Raw genomic sequence first — 14,721 nt, forward strand, 5'->3', positions numbered from 1 at the left:
GGCCGCGACGGTTGCCGCAATCGACGCAAATGGGCCCGTCATAACGAACCGCTGGCTGCGGTCTTGGAGTAGTTGTTACGCTCACGGTGGAGCCATCTCCTATCTGAGGTAGATCGAGACTGCTGGGGATGTTGCTTTCGCTGGCCCGGTGCGCTGCTGACACAGCCGCCGGGCCGTCTTCTTTTCCGCCGCACGGGGCGTGTGCACTAGGCCGTTCCGGCCGGGCTACCCGTGCTCTGCACCGTGTTTTGCTCGATCCACGCGTGAACGTCCTTCCAGCGGTACAGCACTCGCTGACCGTGCTTCACGAATGGAATTCCGGTCCCCTTGTAGCGGTCCGTTGCTAGCCGCTTCGTCGTGGTGCGCAGCACCGCCGCGACCTCTTGGGGCAAAGCAAGATCCTGATCCATCTCTCTCCTATCAAAATGATCGCCCGAGCATCATGACGATTGCCCGCGAGACGGAATGATCCATTGCAACGGGGCGGGAGTCAACAGGACATGCCAGGAATCAACATGATGTAGTGGGACTCCACTTGATAGGCTGCGGCGATGTCGCCCACCGAGAAGAAGAATCCCCTCGGCCCGACCGGCGAGACCGTGAGAGAGAACATCAAGGCACACCGCGAACGTCTCCGACTCGGCTACACCGAACTGTCTCGCCGGCTTCAGGACCTAGGGCGTCCTATCCCAACGTTGGGGCTGTCTCGGATCGAGAAGGGTGAACGGCGCGTCGATTCAGACGACCTGATGGCGCTGGCAGCGGCCCTAGAGGTCTCGCCGATAACACTCTTGATGCCGAACGATCAGAACAGTTCAGCCGAAACTCGTGTTGTCGCAACAGGTTTCCCGCACCGAGCGACTGCCGAAGAACTTTGGCATTGGCTACAGGCGGAGGAGCCGATTTCCCCGCCCCAGCGAAGCGGCGCCGAGACGACCGATCACCCCGGCGGCACGGCGAGAGATGATGGGTTCGTTGCGCGGGTCAAGTTTCGAGCGATAGCGATGCCGTATTGGAAGTACGTCGACATCGTGCAGAATCTGACACCCCGCCAAGTTGCCTCGATCGACTTTCAGACCGGGATGATTCGGTATGTCGATGACGACACCGAAGAGGGTCAGGGGTGAACCATGGCGCGTAGACGGCTTGCACCCGGTGAGGCTGGCGATTTCAGCGAGCCGAGATGGAACGAAGAGCGTCAATGCTTCCAAATCTCTTGCCTCATAGGCGAACCGGTCGGCCCACCCTCGCGGGCGTGGGCGTCGGGCGTCACGAAGCGGCAGGCCAAGGACGCCCTGAAAGCTCGAGTGGCGCAGTGGCGGCCACGGGCTGCGGCGGCTGGCTTGTATTCGGCGGATATCACTGTGGCGGAACTGGTTTCGGAGTGGATCAAGTCCTATGAGAAGAATCCGAAGAAGCGGCCGCAGAACTCGCGTACCTATCGGCGTGAGATTGACCGTTCGACCGGGCCGGGCGCGAAGCGGGACAAGGTAACGATCGTCGGCAGCGACCTGGGACGTATGAAGGCCGCCGAAGTGAAGCCGCTGCATATCCGCCTGCACCTCGAGCGCCTGAACTGGGCGACGACGAAGCAAGCGTTGCACAAGTCGATACTGAGCATGGCTTTCGACATGATCGTCAGCGATGGCCTGTTGGACTTCAACCCTGTTGCAAACGTGAAGGGTCTGCGGGGTGAGAACGCGCCGAAGATGCACCGGCGCAAGGCAATTGCCAATCCGTACTTCGCCGATGAACCGCAGCCGTTCACGCCCGATGAGATGGCGCTGTATTGGTCGCTTGAGGCCGCCTACTTCGCGCCGGATAAGTGCCGGCGGTACCACCGCGACCCGAAGTTTCAGGACTACACCCGCCTTGCCTACGACGTGGCGGCCCGGCCCGGCGAAGGCGTGGCAGTGCGATGGACCGATGGCGTCGACTTCGAGGCGGGCACGGTCACGCTGGCAGCGACGGTGGTCGACACCGAATTGCGGGTGTCGCAGATCCGGAAGGTAGTCACCGACTACCGGTTGTCGGATCTGGAAATCGTCGCGCCGGATGGCTGGCGGACGATGCCCGCGGATCGCGTGCTGTCGGTGGTGTTCCGCCAGCCGTTCACGAAGACATTCGAATCGATGGAGAAGACGGTAAAGGTGCGGCCGGACACGCTCGCGATGCTGAGGCGGCGCAAGCTCGCGGCCACGCCGGGGCAGACGCTCGTCATTCCCGGCCAGTCAGGTCACGTCCTCAGCGCCGACCAGATTTCGAAGGTGTGGCGCCGAATCGTGAAGGGCACAGAGCTCGAGTGGTCGACGCCGCGCACACTCCGCAGCACCCGGGCAACGCGCGTCGCGGAGGCTCACGGCATCGATGCGGCGCGGCTCATCCTGGGCCATGAGAAGAACTCTCCGGTGACCACACAGCACTACGTGCCGGGCCGCAGCACGGCCGTTGTGGTCGACTTCGCCGACGCTCTGTGACAGCTACGCGGGGAAAACGTTCACAAAAGCGTCACGGGCTCGAATCCGGCCCCGATTCAGGGAACCGTATGCGGTGCTGAGGGCCCATTACGGGCGAGGGTGGGCGCTGCATCGACGCAATGCCTTCACCGGGTAGACCCTACACGGCGGCACCGGGCCGCACCCCGCACGCCGAGACCGGGCCAGCGCGCTGACCTGCTGCGAAAGGTGTTATCCCCGCAGCGTCCGAGCGAGCAGGGCCAGCAGTTCGCGCCGGTGCCGCGCATCGGCTTCGCGGTCGTAGGCCGCGGTGTCGGTCTGGGTGTAACCGTGGTGTGCGCCGGGGTAGACCTCGGTGCGGTAGCGCACTCCGGCCGCGGCCAGCGCCTTGTCGAACGTCTCGATCTGGTCGGGCGTCAGCGAGCGGTCCTGGTCGGCATGGCCGAAATACATTTCCGCCGTGGCACTCTCGACGGCGAGATGCGGGCTGTCGGGGCCGTCGACGACCAATCCCCCGGTGTGGAATCCGGCCGCGGCCGCGATTCGGTCACCGAACGCGCCGGCCGTGTACACCGTCAACCGGCCGCCCATGCAGTAGCCGGCGGTGGCCATCGGCCCGCCGGCCGTGTGCTCGAACGCCGTGAGCCAGTCCAGATAGGCACCGGCGTCGCGGACCACGAGATCGCGGGTGAGTTCCCGCAGCATCGGGACGATCGTGGCGAACAGGTCCGGACGCTGCTGCGGGTCGATGAAATCCGGCAGCTCGACCAGCGGCGCCCGGCCGTGCCGGTAGAAGACGTTGGGCACCAGCACCGTGTATCCGGCCGCGGCGACATCGTCGGCCAGCGCGCGCAGGCTCGGACGCAGTCCGAACGCGTCCATGTACAGCAACACACCGGGGTACTTCCCGCCCGCCGCGGGATAGGTGACGTACGCGTCGGCGACACCGTCGGGCATCGCGATCTCCACGGCCTGCCCCTGCACCGCTGTCATGCGCAATTCCCTTTCTCTCGGCTCTCTCGGCGAATTCGTTCGTGCCGGTAGTGCGCACCGGCGTCCACAGAAACGGAACCAACGCCCCGGAAAGTCTGCCACGGGCACCTCCGGCCCGCAATCGCCCAGGCCCACGTCGCGCGTGTTCGTGGTCGCGCCCGGACTACCGGTACGGTTGGTGCCGTGACCGGTCGCATCGCCATCGATGACACCGCCCCGGCCGTCGCGGGCGGATATCCGGCCAAGGCCGTGGTCGGCGAGGTGGTGCCGGTACGAGCCGTGGTGTGGCGCGAGGGCCACGACGCGGTGGCGGCCACTCTGGCCGTGCGCGGACCGGGCGGCGGACGCACCCAGCGGATCCGGATGGCGCCCGAGTTCGAACCCGATGTCTTCAACGCGGTCTTCACCCCGAATACGCCGGGGCTGTGGACCTTTCGCGTCGAAGGCTGGGGCGATCCGATCACCGGGTGGCGGGCCGCGGTCGAGGCGAAACTCGCCGTCGGCCAGAGCGCGGCGGATCTGGCCAACGATCTCGAGATCGGTGCCCGGCTGTTCGAACGGGCGGCCCAGGCGGTGCCGAAACGCCAGTGGGAGAAATTGCGCGCCGCCGCGGCCGCGCTGCGCAGCGACGGGCAACTGCCGGCGCGGGTGGCACCCGCCTTCAGCGCCGAGGTGGCCGAGATTCTGCGCGAGACGCCGCTGCGCGATCTGGTGACCCGCGGTCCGGCCCACACCGTGCTGGTCGAGCGGCGGCGAGCGCTGGTCGGCTCGTGGTACGAATTCTTCCCCCGCTCCACCGGCGGCTGGGACGCCGACGGAAATCCGGTGCACGGCACCTTCGCCACCGCAACGAAAGAACTGCCACGCATCGCGGCCATGGGTTTCGATGTCGTCTACCTGCCGCCGATCCACCCGATCGGAACGGTGAATCGCAAGGGCCCCAACAACTCTCTGACCTGCGGTCTCGATGATTTCGGTTCCCCCTGGGCGATCGGCTCGGCCGAAGGCGGCCACGACGCCGTCCACCCGCTCCTGGGAACCGAGGCGGATTTCGCCGAATTCGTCCGTGCCGCAGCCGAACTCGGTCTCGAGGTGGCGCTGGATCTGGCGCTGCAGTGCGCGCCCGACCACCCGTGGGTGCGCAGCCATCCGGAATGGTTCACCACCCTCCCCGACGGCACCATCGCGTTCGCGGAGAATCCGCCGAAGAAATATCAGGACATCTACCCGCTGGATTTCGACAACGATCCGGACGGGCTCTACGCCGCCGTCCTGGGCGTCGTGCGGCACTGGATCGCCTTGGGAGTCACCATCTTCCGGGTCGACAATCCGCACACCAAACCGGCCGACTTCTGGGAATGGCTCATCGCGCAGGTGCGCCGGACCGATCCCGACGTGATCTTCCTGTCCGAGGCATTCACCCGCCCGGCCCGGCTCTACGGTCTGGCGCGGCGCGGATTCTCCCAGTCCTATACCTATTTCACCTGGCGCACCGGCGCCTACGAACTGGCCGAATTCGGTCGCGAACTCGCCGCCAAGGCCGACGAGGCCCGGCCCAATCTGTTCGTCAACACTCCCGACATTCTGCACGAGAGCCTCCAACACGGCGGTCCGGGCATGTTCGCCGTGCGCGCCGTGCTGGCGGCGACGCTGGGTCCGAGCTGGGGTATGTATTCCGGCTTCGAACTTTTCGAGCACCAGGCGGTGCGCCCCGGCAGCGAGGAATATCTCGATTCCGAGAAGTACCAGTTGCGCCCGCGACGATTCGCCGAGGCCGCGGCCCGCGGCGAGTCGCTGGAACCGTTGATCACCCGGCTGAACGAGATTCGCCGAGCCCATCCCGCGCTACAACAATTGCGCTGCATCGCCTTTCACCACGTCGACAACGAGGCACTGCTGGCGTACTCGAAGATCGACCCGAGCTCCGGAGACGCGGTGCTGGTCGTGGTCAACCTCAACCCGTTCGGCGCCGAGGACGGGATGATCTCGCTCGACATGCCGGCCATCGGACGCGAATGGCACGACCGGCCGACGGTCCACGACGAGATCAGCGGCGAGGAATACCACTGGGCGCAAACCAATTACGTGCGACTCGACCCCGTGCGCGCGCCCGCTCACATCCTCGCCCTCCCGGCGGTCTCCGCGGCCGCGCGCACCGAATCGGCCTACCGCAGGACCTTCCGGTGACGGCACGCCGGACCACGGCACGGCGGCCGCGCCGATGAATCGGCGCGATCTGATGTTGCTGGCCGCCGGTACCCACACCGACCCGCACACGGTCCTCGGCGCGCATCCGCATCCGGACGGTACGGTGATCAGAACCCTTCGCCCCCATGCCGATTCGGTGTCGGCGCGCATCGGCGGCGTCGACCATCCGCTGCGCCCCATCGGCCACGGGGTCTTCGAGGGCGTGGTCGAATTTCCGGATCTGTGGGACTACCGCCTGATCGTGTCGTATCCGGGCAGCCGGACCGTGCTGACCGCCGACGGATACCGCTTCCTGCCGACCGTCGGCGAACTCGATCTGCACCTGCTCGGCGAAGGACGACATCGGCGGCTCTGGGAGGTACTCGGCGCCCATCCGCGCCGCTACACCACCCTCGACGGCGAGGTCACCGGCACGTCGTTCGCGGTATGGGCGCCGAATGCGCGCGGCGTGACCGTCTTCGGCGATTTCGACAGCTGGAGCGGAACCAGTGCACCGATGCGCCGGCTCGGATCGTCCGGGGTGTGGGAGGTGTTCGTACCCGGCGTCGCGGCGGGCACGCGCTACAAATACCGCATCCACGGCGCCGACGGACGGATCGCCGACCATGCCGATCCTCTCGCCTTCGCCGCCGAGACCCCGCCCGCGACGGCGTCGGTCGTCGCAGACGCCGGCTACCGGTGGACCGATCAGGACTGGTGCGCCACCCGTGCCCGGCGCGACCCCACCCGCGAGCCGATGAGCGTCTACGAGGTTCATCTCGGCTCGTGGCGGCCCGGGCTGGACTATCGCACCGCCGCCGAACAGCTCGCGGAATACGTTCGGGCCCAGGGCTTCACCCACGTCGAACTGTTACCCGTGGCGGAACATCCCTTCGGCGGCTCCTGGGGTTATCAGGTCACCTCCTACTACGCACCGACCGCTCGCTTCGGCTCCCCCGACGATTTCCGCGCCTTCGTCGACCACCTGCACGCCCACGGGATAGGTGTCATCCTCGACTGGGTTCCCGGCCATTTCCCGCGCGACGAATGGGCCCTGGCCCGCTTCGACGGTACCGCCCTCTACGAACATCCCGATCCTCGCCGCGGCGAGCAATTGGAATGGGGCACTTACATTTTCGACTACGGCCGCAACGAGGTGCGCAACTTCCTGGTCGCCAACGCGCGGTTCTGGCTCGAGGAGTTCCATATCGACGGGCTGCGCGTCGACGCCGTCGCCTCGATGCTGTACCTGGACTATTCGCGTCCACCGGGCGGCTGGGAGCCCAATGTGCACGGCGGACGGGAGAATCTGGAGGCCGTCGCCTTCCTGCGCGAGTTGAACGCCGCCGTCCACGCCGATCATCCCGGCGTGGTGACCATCGCCGAGGAATCCACCACCTGGCCGGGCGTCACCCGGTCCACGGAGGTCGGCGGGCTGGGCTTCACCCTGAAATGGAATATGGGCTGGATGCACGACACCCTCGGCTACTTCGGACGCGATCAGGTGCATCGCAGCTGGCACCACAACGAGATCACGTTCTCGGCGGTCTACGCGTGGAGTGAGAACTATCTGCTGCCGATCAGCCACGACGAGGTGGTGCACGGCAAGGGCACGCTGTGGACCCGCATGCCCGGCGACGACTACGCCAAGGCTTGCGGCGTTCGCGCGTTGCTGGCCTATATGTGGGCGCACCCGGGCAAACAGCTGCTGTTCATGGGCCAGGAGTTCGGCCAGTTCCGGGAGTGGTCACACGATCGCGGACTGGACTGGGACGAACTCGCCAACCCCCTGCACGACGGTATCCGCGCTCTCGTCGCCGATCTCAACACCGTCTATCGCGCCCACCCCGCGCTGTGGACCCAGGACACGGCGCCCGGTGGCTACGCCTGGATCGAGGCCGACGACCACGCGCACAACCTGCTCGCCTTCTTGCGCTACGGCACCGACGGCTCGGTCGTGGCCTGCGTCTTCAATTTCTCCGGCGTCGAACACCGCGACTACCGCATCGGCCTGCCGGCCTCGGGCACCTGGCGCGAAATCCTCAACACCGACGCCACCTCGTACGGCGGCAGCGGCACCGGCAACCTCGGCGCGGTATCGGCATCCGCCTGCCCCTGGCACGGCCGGCCCTATTCGGCGGAGGTCACCGTCGCCGCCAACAGCGCGATCTGGCTGACCCCGATCACCACCGCAGCATCGGCAACGGCCGCAACGGATGATGCAGCGCGCACCGCGTTGCGTTCTCGGCGGTGACGATCGGATGGGCGGCGCGCACGGTCGCCCCGGGCTCAGAACTTCCAGGGCGCCGGCAGATCCGGGACCACACACCCATAGGTGTGCTCGATCGACACCGGGGTGCCGCGAACCGTACCGTGCGCACGCAACTCCACGGGGTAGTACCGGAAACAGCGAACTCCGGAATCCGAATCGGGTAACGCCAGTTCGGCATCGGCCAGATATGCGCACGCGGCGGCGGCCTCGGGATGTGAGCCGCCGGTCGGATCGCAGGTCAACGTGACCGTGCGAGGCGAGCGATCGGGTTCGGTGCGGGTGAAGATCAATTGGGTGGCCGCATCATGGGCCGCGGCGCTGCCCACCGGCATCAGCACTGCCGCGGCGCATGCGGCGCCGATCAGACCACGCATCGTCGCCTTCACATCGGCCTCCCGTCCCCGCGCCGACGGCGGATTCCGCCGGCGCCTGCGCCGATTATCGGTCGTCGCGGACGATCGGTCGACCACCGCGACGACCGGCGTGGCTCAGTACAGTGCCGGGCTCAGTACAACGCCGTCGCCAGCTTGCGCCGGGCCGCGACGACCACCGGATCGGCGGTGTCGAACAGCTCGAACAGTTCGACCAGGCGAGTGCGCACGCGGTTGCGGTCGTCGCCCGCGGTCCGCTTGATCAACCCGATCAGCCGATCGAAAGCGGCCTCGGGCTGCTGGTTGAACAGTTCGGCATCGGCGGCGGTGAAGGCGGCGTCGATATTGCCGGGATCGGCGTCGGCCACCGCGATCGCATCGGCCGGCAGCTCGCGGGCACGGCCGAAGAACCGCACCTGGCGCAGCGCCGCCTTGGCTTCCTCGTTGGCGGGTTCGGCGGCCAGAATCGCCTCGTAGGCTGCTTCGGCCCCGGCGATATCACCGCGATCGAGCGCTTCTTCGGCGGCCACGAACCGCGGATCCTCGGGCACGGGCGCCTGGCCTTGGTCGTCACCGGCGCCGGGGAGTTTGCCCCGCACCGCATCGACGACCGCGGCCAGCCACTGCTTGACCTGTTCCTCGGGCTGCGAGCCCTGGAAGTCGGCCAGCGGCTGCCCGGCGGCCACCGCGATCACGGTCGGAATGCCCTGTACCCCGAAGGCCTGCGCGATCCGCATATTCGGCTCGGCCTCGATGGTGGCCAGCTCCCAGCTGCCCCCGGCGCTGCCGACCAGCCGCTCGAAGAGCTTGACCAGTTCGACACTTCCCGGGCTGCGCTGCGAATACAGGACGACGACAACCGGCACCTCGAGCGATCGCCGCAGCACCTTGGTCTCGAAATCGGCCTCGGTGACGGCGTGATCGCCCGGGACGTCCGTGGCGGCCGGCTGTTTCAGAGCGGACAGATCCACCGCGCCGGACATGGCAGCGGCAGCGGCGGGCGAGGGACGACGTGCAGCAGGTCGAGTCACGACATCCAGTTTGTCACGACGCGGCGGGCGCCGGGGCCGCGGCCGGGCTCAGCTCTCCCAATTGTCCGGTCCGAATCGCCCAGCGCTCGAACCACACCGAGGAGAACGGCACCACCGACGAGACGAGACCCAGCAGGATCGTCTTACCCGGCCATTCGTATTCGCGCCACGCCAGCAGCAGGCTCACCGCGTACAACACGAAGATGAGCCCGTGCAGCATGCCGAACACCATCACCGGCCAGGTGATGGGTTCGGGCAGCCGCTTGAGCACGGAACCGAGCAGCAACAACGCCCACGACGGCGCTTCCAGCAGTCCGAACAGACGCACCCGCTTGGCCACGGTGCTCACGTCGAAGAATTCGCCCATGGCCACCATTGTGCCCAACGACTACGCAGCGTCGTAGTAGGTGTGGGTCATGCCACAGCGCGAATCGAGGTCAGACGCGGACGATGAGCGCGTCGCCCTGGCCGCCGCCACCACACAGCGCCGCCGCACCCACACCGCCACCGCGGCGCTTCAGCTCCAGCGCCAGATGCAGCACGATCCGCGCGCCCGACATGCCCAGCGGGTGACCGATCGCGATCGCACCACCGTTGACGTTGACCTTCTCCGGATCGATCCCCAGCTTGCGGGTCGAGGCGATCCCGACCGCCGCGAAGGCCTCGTTGATCTCCACCAGATCCAGATCCGCCGGGGAGATACCTTCCTTCGCGCAGGCTTTCGCGATGGCGTTGGCGGGCTGGTCCTGCAGCGTCGAATCCGGACCGGCCACCACACCCGCGGCCCCGATCTCGGCGAGCCAGCTCAACCCCAGCTCCTGGGCCTTGGCCTTGCTCATCACGACCACCGCGGCCGCACCGTCGGAAATCTGCGACGCCGACCCCGCGGTGATGGTCCCGTCCTTGGCGAAGGCCGGGCGCAGCTTGCCCAGCGACTCCACCGTCGTATCCGCGCGCACGCCCTCGTCCTCGCTCACCACGATCGGATCGCCCTTGCGCTGCGGCACCGACACCGGCACCACCTCGTCGGTGAACACACCGTTCTTCCACGCCGCGGCCGCCTTCTGATGCGAAGCGGCGGCGAACGCGTCCTGCTCGGCGCGGCCGATCCCGTCACCGGCGTTGCGGGACTCGGTCAGCGCGCCCATCGCCTGGTCGGTGAAGATGTCGTGCAGCCCGTCGTAGGCCATGTGGTCACGCAGGGTCACATCGCCGTATTTGAAGCCCTCACGGGACTTCTCCAGCATGTGCGGGGCCCGGCTCATCGACTCCTGACCACCGGCCACCACGATCTCGTACTCACCGGCGCGAATCAGCTGATCCGCCAACGCGATCGCGTTGATACCCGACAAACACACCTTGTTCAGCGTCACCGCCGGAACATCCATCGGAATACCACCCGCGACCGCGGCCTGACGCGCCGGAATCTGGCCCGCACCCGCGGTCAGCACCTGACCCATGATCACGTAGTCTACCTGCTCAGGCGCCACCCCAGCCTTTTCCAGCGCCGCCTTGATGGCGAAACCACCCAGATCCGAACCGGAGAACCCGGACAATCCACCGAGCAGCCGACCCACCGGAGTACGGGCGCCGGAGACGATGACAGAGGTGGTGGCCACGATGAACCTCGCTTCTCACATTCGGGGACGCAGCGGCGTGCCGCCCTCGTACTCGGCGACGGGCCGCTCTCGTACTCAACGGTAACCCTTCCCGTCCCGGCAGCTCCAGGTAGGTGCGCGCTACCTTCGTAGAGTGAGCACTACCGATACGTCCGCTTTCATTCCCGCCGATTACGTCATCGCCGTCGATCACGTCGGCGTCGCCGTGCCCGATCTCGATACCGCCGTGGCGTGGTATTCGGACAATCTCGGCATGGTCGAAACCCACCGTGAGGTCAACGAGGCCCAGGGCGTGCACGAGGCGATGCTGTCGCTGCCCGGTTCCGGCGACGACGCCACTGCTCTGCAGTTGCTGGCGCCACTGAACGAGGAGTCCACGATCGCCAAGTTCATCGACCGCAACGGCCCCGGATTGCAGCAACTGGCCTACCGCGTGACCGATATCGACGCGGTAGCTACTTTCCTGCGAGGCCGCGGCGTCCGTTTGCTGTACGACGCTCCCCGCGCCGGAACCGCGAACTCGCGGATCAATTTCATCCACCCCAAGGATGCTGGCGGTGTGCTCGTCGAACTAGTCGAACCGGCCGCGAATCCTACTCACTAGTACCGCAATCCGGCCACGGAAACAGTTCATAACGACATTCGCAGTCGACTCACCATGGTGGGTCGACAGGCTGTAGTTTGTGGGGCATGTCGTCCACTGAGCCCGATCGCAATCGCTTCGTCGCGTTGCCTTTCACGGTAGTACGTAAAGGCTACGACCGTGACGAAGTACGCAATTACTTCGACCGTTTCGATGCCGAGCTGAGGGTCACCGCAACAGATCGCGATGCCGCCGCCGCTCAGGCCCGTAACCTGGCCGCCCAGCTGGAGGACGCCCGCGACGAGATCGATGAGCTTCGCAAGGAAGTAGATCGCCTGTCGGTTCCGCCCACCACCGCGGAAGGCATGAGCGACCGAATCTCCCGGATGCTGCGATTGGCATCCGACGAGGCGTCCGAGGTCCGCGCGCAGGCGCAGGCCGAGGCAGCCGAGATGATCTCCATCGCGGAGCAGCAGGCCACCGAGATGCGTGGCAAGTACGAATCCCTGCTGGCCGAGACCAAGGAGAAGCGCGAGGCGCTCGAGGTCGAATTCGAGCAGACGCTGTCGAACGCGCGCGCCGAGTCGGCCAAGATCGTCGAGGCCGCCCAGGCCGATGCCACCCGCATCACCAAGGAGGCCGAGGCCAAGCGCAAGGCCGCCCAGCAGGACTTCGAGGCCACGATGGCCGAGAAGCGTACCAAGCTCACCAAGGCCATGGAGGAGCTGGAGGCATCCAGCCGCTCCGACGCCGCCCAGCGCATCAAAGAGGCCACCGACGAGGCCAACCGCCTGGTCACCTCCGCCACCCAGTCCGCCGATCGCAAGATCGCGCACGCCAAGGAACTGGCCGAGGAGATGCGCGTCCTGCGCGGCCGAGTTCTGGCCCAGCTGCTGGGTATCCGCGGCCAGCTCGATTCGGTCCCGGCCATGCTGGCCGCGGTCAACCGCGAGAGCGAGCTGCTCGACGGTGCACCGGAGCAGCGTTCGCTGTCCGGTAAGCAGTCCGGTTCCGGCCGGCAGAAGGCCATCCCCGAGGTCAAGGCGGAAGACGAAGAGTCCGTCGACGAAGAGCGCGAAAGCGCCGAAGTCTCGAGCTGACAACACGCGCCACCCCCTCAGGGCGACACATTCACCACCCGTTTCGAGGCCGCTCCCGCACCGCGGGGGCGGCCTTCCCTATGCCCGCACCCGGGGCCGGGTTACGACCAGCGCCGCGTGATCGTGCGGGTATGGCGCCCGCGCCAGCAACCGGAATGCCAATGGCGACGGTCGTTTTCGCCGCCGTCGGCCGGCCACGCCACGATATGCGCTGTGCCGGGCGGGATCTCGTGATCGCAGCCCGGACATCGGTAGGTCTTCACCGCACGGGAGCCCGGGATCGTGCGCACCACGAAGGTTTCCGCGCCACCGGGCCCGTCCTCGGTGCGCCCGAAGACGTCACCGATGGGCCGCGGTTCCCGAGGGAGCCGCGACGATGTCGGACGGGGTTTCCGGCGTGGCACGAGCGCCCTCAGAACAACCGGAATTCGGTGCTGTCGGTGCCGCGCAGGGCGTCGTAATCGAGTGTGACGCAGCGGATCCCGCGATCGGTGGCCAGGGTCCGCGCCTGCGGTTTGATCTGCTGTGCCGCGAAGACACCGGTGACCGGTGCCAGCAGCGGATCCCGGTTCAGCAATTCCAGATACCGGGTGAGCTGCTCCACCCCGTCGATCTCGCCCCGGCGTTTGATCTCCACCGCCACCGTGGCGCCGGCGGCGTCGCGGCACAGGATGTCCACGGGACCGATGGCCGTCATGTATTCGCGGCGGATCAGCGTATAGCCGTCACCCAGCGTGCCGATGTGTTCGGCGAGCAGCTCCTGGAGATGGGCCTCGACGCCATCCTTCACGAGCCCGGGGTCCACGCCCAGTTCGTGCGCGGAGTCGTGTTCGATGTCCTCGACGGTGATCCGCAGCTCCTCACCGGCTTTGTTGGTCACCACCCAGAGCTGGGAGCCGTCGGGCATCGTCTCGACATCGGTCTCGCGCTCTTCCATCCAGCAGGGCGGGCTCATCCAGTTCAGCGGCTTGTAGGAACCGCCGTCGGAATGCACCAGCACCGAGCCGTCCGCTTTCATCATCAGCAGCCGGCGGGCCATCGGGAGATGTGCGGTGAGCCGACCCACGTAATCGACCTGGCAACGAGCAATCACAAGGCGCACCGGTCGAGTTTAGGCCCTCGCCGAGACCGCTTGCGCGCGGGGCGATCAGCCGACGAGCAAGATGTATCCGAGTACGGCCGCGATGACGAGCAGACCCGTCTCGAACCGGTTGAGCCGGTGTGCGCGGGCATGACCGCTGCGCAACAGCAGCCACCCGGTGAGCAGTCCGATCGTCAGGGCGATCAGATGCCCGACATTGGTGAAGGTGTGGCCCATGACGACGCCCGCGACGGCGACGGCACCGAGCGAGATGGCCCATGTCGGTCGCCACTTGGCGGGCAGAACCACCATCAGCGAACCGATGACCGCCAGCGCGCCGTAGCTGACCCCGACGTCCTCGGCGAGGGAGATACTCGTCGGCAGCCATTTCACGCTCACCGCCACCCACAGGCCGCCGGCGACGAGGAGCGTGGCGCCGATATGGCCGGCGATGAAGATGCGCAGCAGCGACAGGGCGCCGAATCGCCACTCCGCCAGAATGAGCAGACAGACCAGCAGCGGGATGAGCAGTGCGCCCGCGGTGCCGTCACCGATCACGAACGCACTGGAGAACAGGGTGCCGAACCGTCCGGCCAGCAGATTGTGCAGATTGGTGCTCGCATGCTGGATGACGCGGGTCTGCTGCGTATCGCTGAGTACCGACACCAGCACGGTCACCGCGATGAGCAGGGCGCCGTAGCTGTAGGTCATCGGCAGCTTGAATCGATCCCGCAGCGTGAGGGAACGGCCGGCCTGCGCGGGGCCGGACTCCAGTGCTGACTGTGTGGCCGGCTCCTGGAGTAGAACCATTCCGATCACCTTCCGCTACCAGACCGGTACCGATTGCACCGGGTCGACACCATCCATGATCCCGATCGATCCCCCGAATGGTGTCAGGCTTACTTAGGAAAGTCCTGTGAACCCGGGGATACCCACCCGAACCGATCCCATTCGCCCGAAAATCCGCCGGGCGAGTCGCAAGTCGACTCGGCCGGCGACGCACGCATCGACCCGACCGGGTCCGTATA

The 14,721-nt window shown here is 66.8% G+C and carries 15 protein-coding genes; 6 read left to right on the top strand and 9 right to left on the bottom strand.

Annotation, left to right across the window (positions count from 1 at the left end; translation table 11 throughout):
• Positions 1-206: 206 nt before the first annotated feature.
• Positions 207-410, bottom strand: a complete 204-nt coding sequence (locus NN2_RS09415) for a helix-turn-helix domain-containing protein (RefSeq protein WP_063012257.1) — start codon at positions 408-410, stop codon at positions 207-209.
• A gap of 141 nt (positions 411-551) precedes the next feature.
• On the opposite strand from NN2_RS09415, the gene NN2_RS38045 reads away from it, so the two are divergent.
• Positions 552-1,127, top strand: coding sequence for a helix-turn-helix domain-containing protein (locus NN2_RS38045; protein WP_174554955.1), 576 nt, complete (start codon positions 552-554; stop codon positions 1,125-1,127).
• Positions 1,128-1,364: 237 nt separating this feature from the next.
• On the top strand, positions 1,365-2,477 hold the full coding sequence (locus NN2_RS09425; RefSeq protein WP_063012261.1) for a site-specific integrase: 1,113 nt from the start codon (positions 1,365-1,367) through the stop codon (positions 2,475-2,477).
• Positions 2,478-2,687: 210 nt separating this feature from the next.
• On the opposite strand, the gene NN2_RS09430 is transcribed toward NN2_RS09425, so the two are convergent.
• A complete protein-coding gene (locus NN2_RS09430; protein ID WP_063012262.1) occupies positions 2,688-3,449 on the bottom strand; it encodes a dienelactone hydrolase family protein in 762 nt (253 codons plus the stop codon).
• A 183-nt stretch (positions 3,450-3,632) separates the two neighbouring features.
• Between NN2_RS09430 and NN2_RS09435 the strand changes: the two genes are divergently transcribed.
• Positions 3,633-5,636, top strand: a complete 2,004-nt coding sequence (locus NN2_RS09435; protein ID WP_063012264.1) for an alpha-1,4-glucan--maltose-1-phosphate maltosyltransferase — start codon at positions 3,633-3,635, stop codon at positions 5,634-5,636.
• A 34-nt stretch (positions 5,637-5,670) separates the two neighbouring features.
• On the top strand, positions 5,671-7,890 hold the full coding sequence (gene glgB, locus NN2_RS09440) for a 1,4-alpha-glucan branching protein GlgB (protein WP_082856852.1): 2,220 nt from the start codon (positions 5,671-5,673) through the stop codon (positions 7,888-7,890).
• 35 nt (positions 7,891-7,925) lie between these two features.
• Here the strand turns inward: glgB and NN2_RS09445 are convergent, their stop codons facing one another.
• The 4 genes from NN2_RS09445 to NN2_RS09460 all read right to left on the bottom strand — a co-directional run bounded on the left by NN2_RS09445 (position 7,926) and on the right by NN2_RS09460 (position 10,929).
• Complete coding sequence (locus NN2_RS09445) at positions 7,926-8,294, bottom strand: SSI family serine proteinase inhibitor (protein WP_146098814.1); 369 nt, start codon at positions 8,292-8,294, stop codon at positions 7,926-7,928.
• A 119-nt stretch (positions 8,295-8,413) separates the two neighbouring features.
• Positions 8,414-9,262, bottom strand: a complete 849-nt coding sequence (locus NN2_RS09450; RefSeq protein ID WP_063012269.1) for a tetratricopeptide repeat protein — start codon at positions 9,260-9,262, stop codon at positions 8,414-8,416.
• 61 nt (positions 9,263-9,323) lie between these two features.
• A complete protein-coding gene (locus NN2_RS09455; RefSeq protein ID WP_051756420.1) occupies positions 9,324-9,677 on the bottom strand; it encodes a DUF3817 domain-containing protein in 354 nt (117 codons plus the stop codon).
• A gap of 70 nt (positions 9,678-9,747) precedes the next feature.
• The gene (locus NN2_RS09460; protein WP_063012271.1) at positions 9,748-10,929 is read right to left on the bottom strand and encodes an acetyl-CoA C-acetyltransferase; all 1,182 of its coding nucleotides are present in this window, start codon (positions 10,927-10,929) and stop codon (positions 9,748-9,750) included.
• Between the two features lie 133 nt (positions 10,930-11,062).
• Here NN2_RS09460 and mce point away from each other — a divergent pair, with 133 nt between their 5' ends.
• A complete protein-coding gene (mce, locus tag NN2_RS09465) occupies positions 11,063-11,533 on the top strand; it encodes a methylmalonyl-CoA epimerase (RefSeq protein WP_030516129.1) in 471 nt (156 codons plus the stop codon).
• Between the two features lie 86 nt (positions 11,534-11,619).
• The gene (locus tag NN2_RS09470; protein WP_030516130.1) at positions 11,620-12,612 is read left to right on the top strand and encodes a coiled-coil domain-containing protein; all 993 of its coding nucleotides are present in this window, start codon (positions 11,620-11,622) and stop codon (positions 12,610-12,612) included.
• 101 nt (positions 12,613-12,713) lie between these two features.
• Here the strand turns inward: NN2_RS09470 and NN2_RS38500 are convergent, their stop codons facing one another.
• From NN2_RS38500 to NN2_RS09485, 3 genes are read right to left on the bottom strand one after another with little or no spacing between them, the layout of a single operon-like run.
• On the bottom strand, positions 12,714-13,016 hold the full coding sequence (locus NN2_RS38500) for an Rv1322 family protein (protein ID WP_063012273.1): 303 nt from the start codon (positions 13,014-13,016) through the stop codon (positions 12,714-12,716).
• Between the two features lie 8 nt (positions 13,017-13,024).
• Entirely contained in the window at positions 13,025-13,714 is a 690-nt protein-coding gene (gene nucS, locus NN2_RS09480; RefSeq protein WP_063012275.1) for an endonuclease NucS, read from the bottom strand.
• A 45-nt stretch (positions 13,715-13,759) separates the two neighbouring features.
• Positions 13,760-14,503 carry a rhomboid-like protein gene (locus tag NN2_RS09485; protein ID WP_030516133.1) on the bottom strand — a complete coding sequence of 248 codons (744 nt, stop codon included), beginning with the start codon at positions 14,501-14,503 and terminating at the stop codon, positions 13,760-13,762.
• Positions 14,504-14,721 lie beyond the last annotated feature (218 nt).

It is taken from the genome of Nocardia nova NBRC 15556 (assembly GCF_001613005.1).
Lineage (GTDB): Bacteria > Actinomycetota > Actinomycetes > Mycobacteriales > Mycobacteriaceae > Nocardia > Nocardia nova.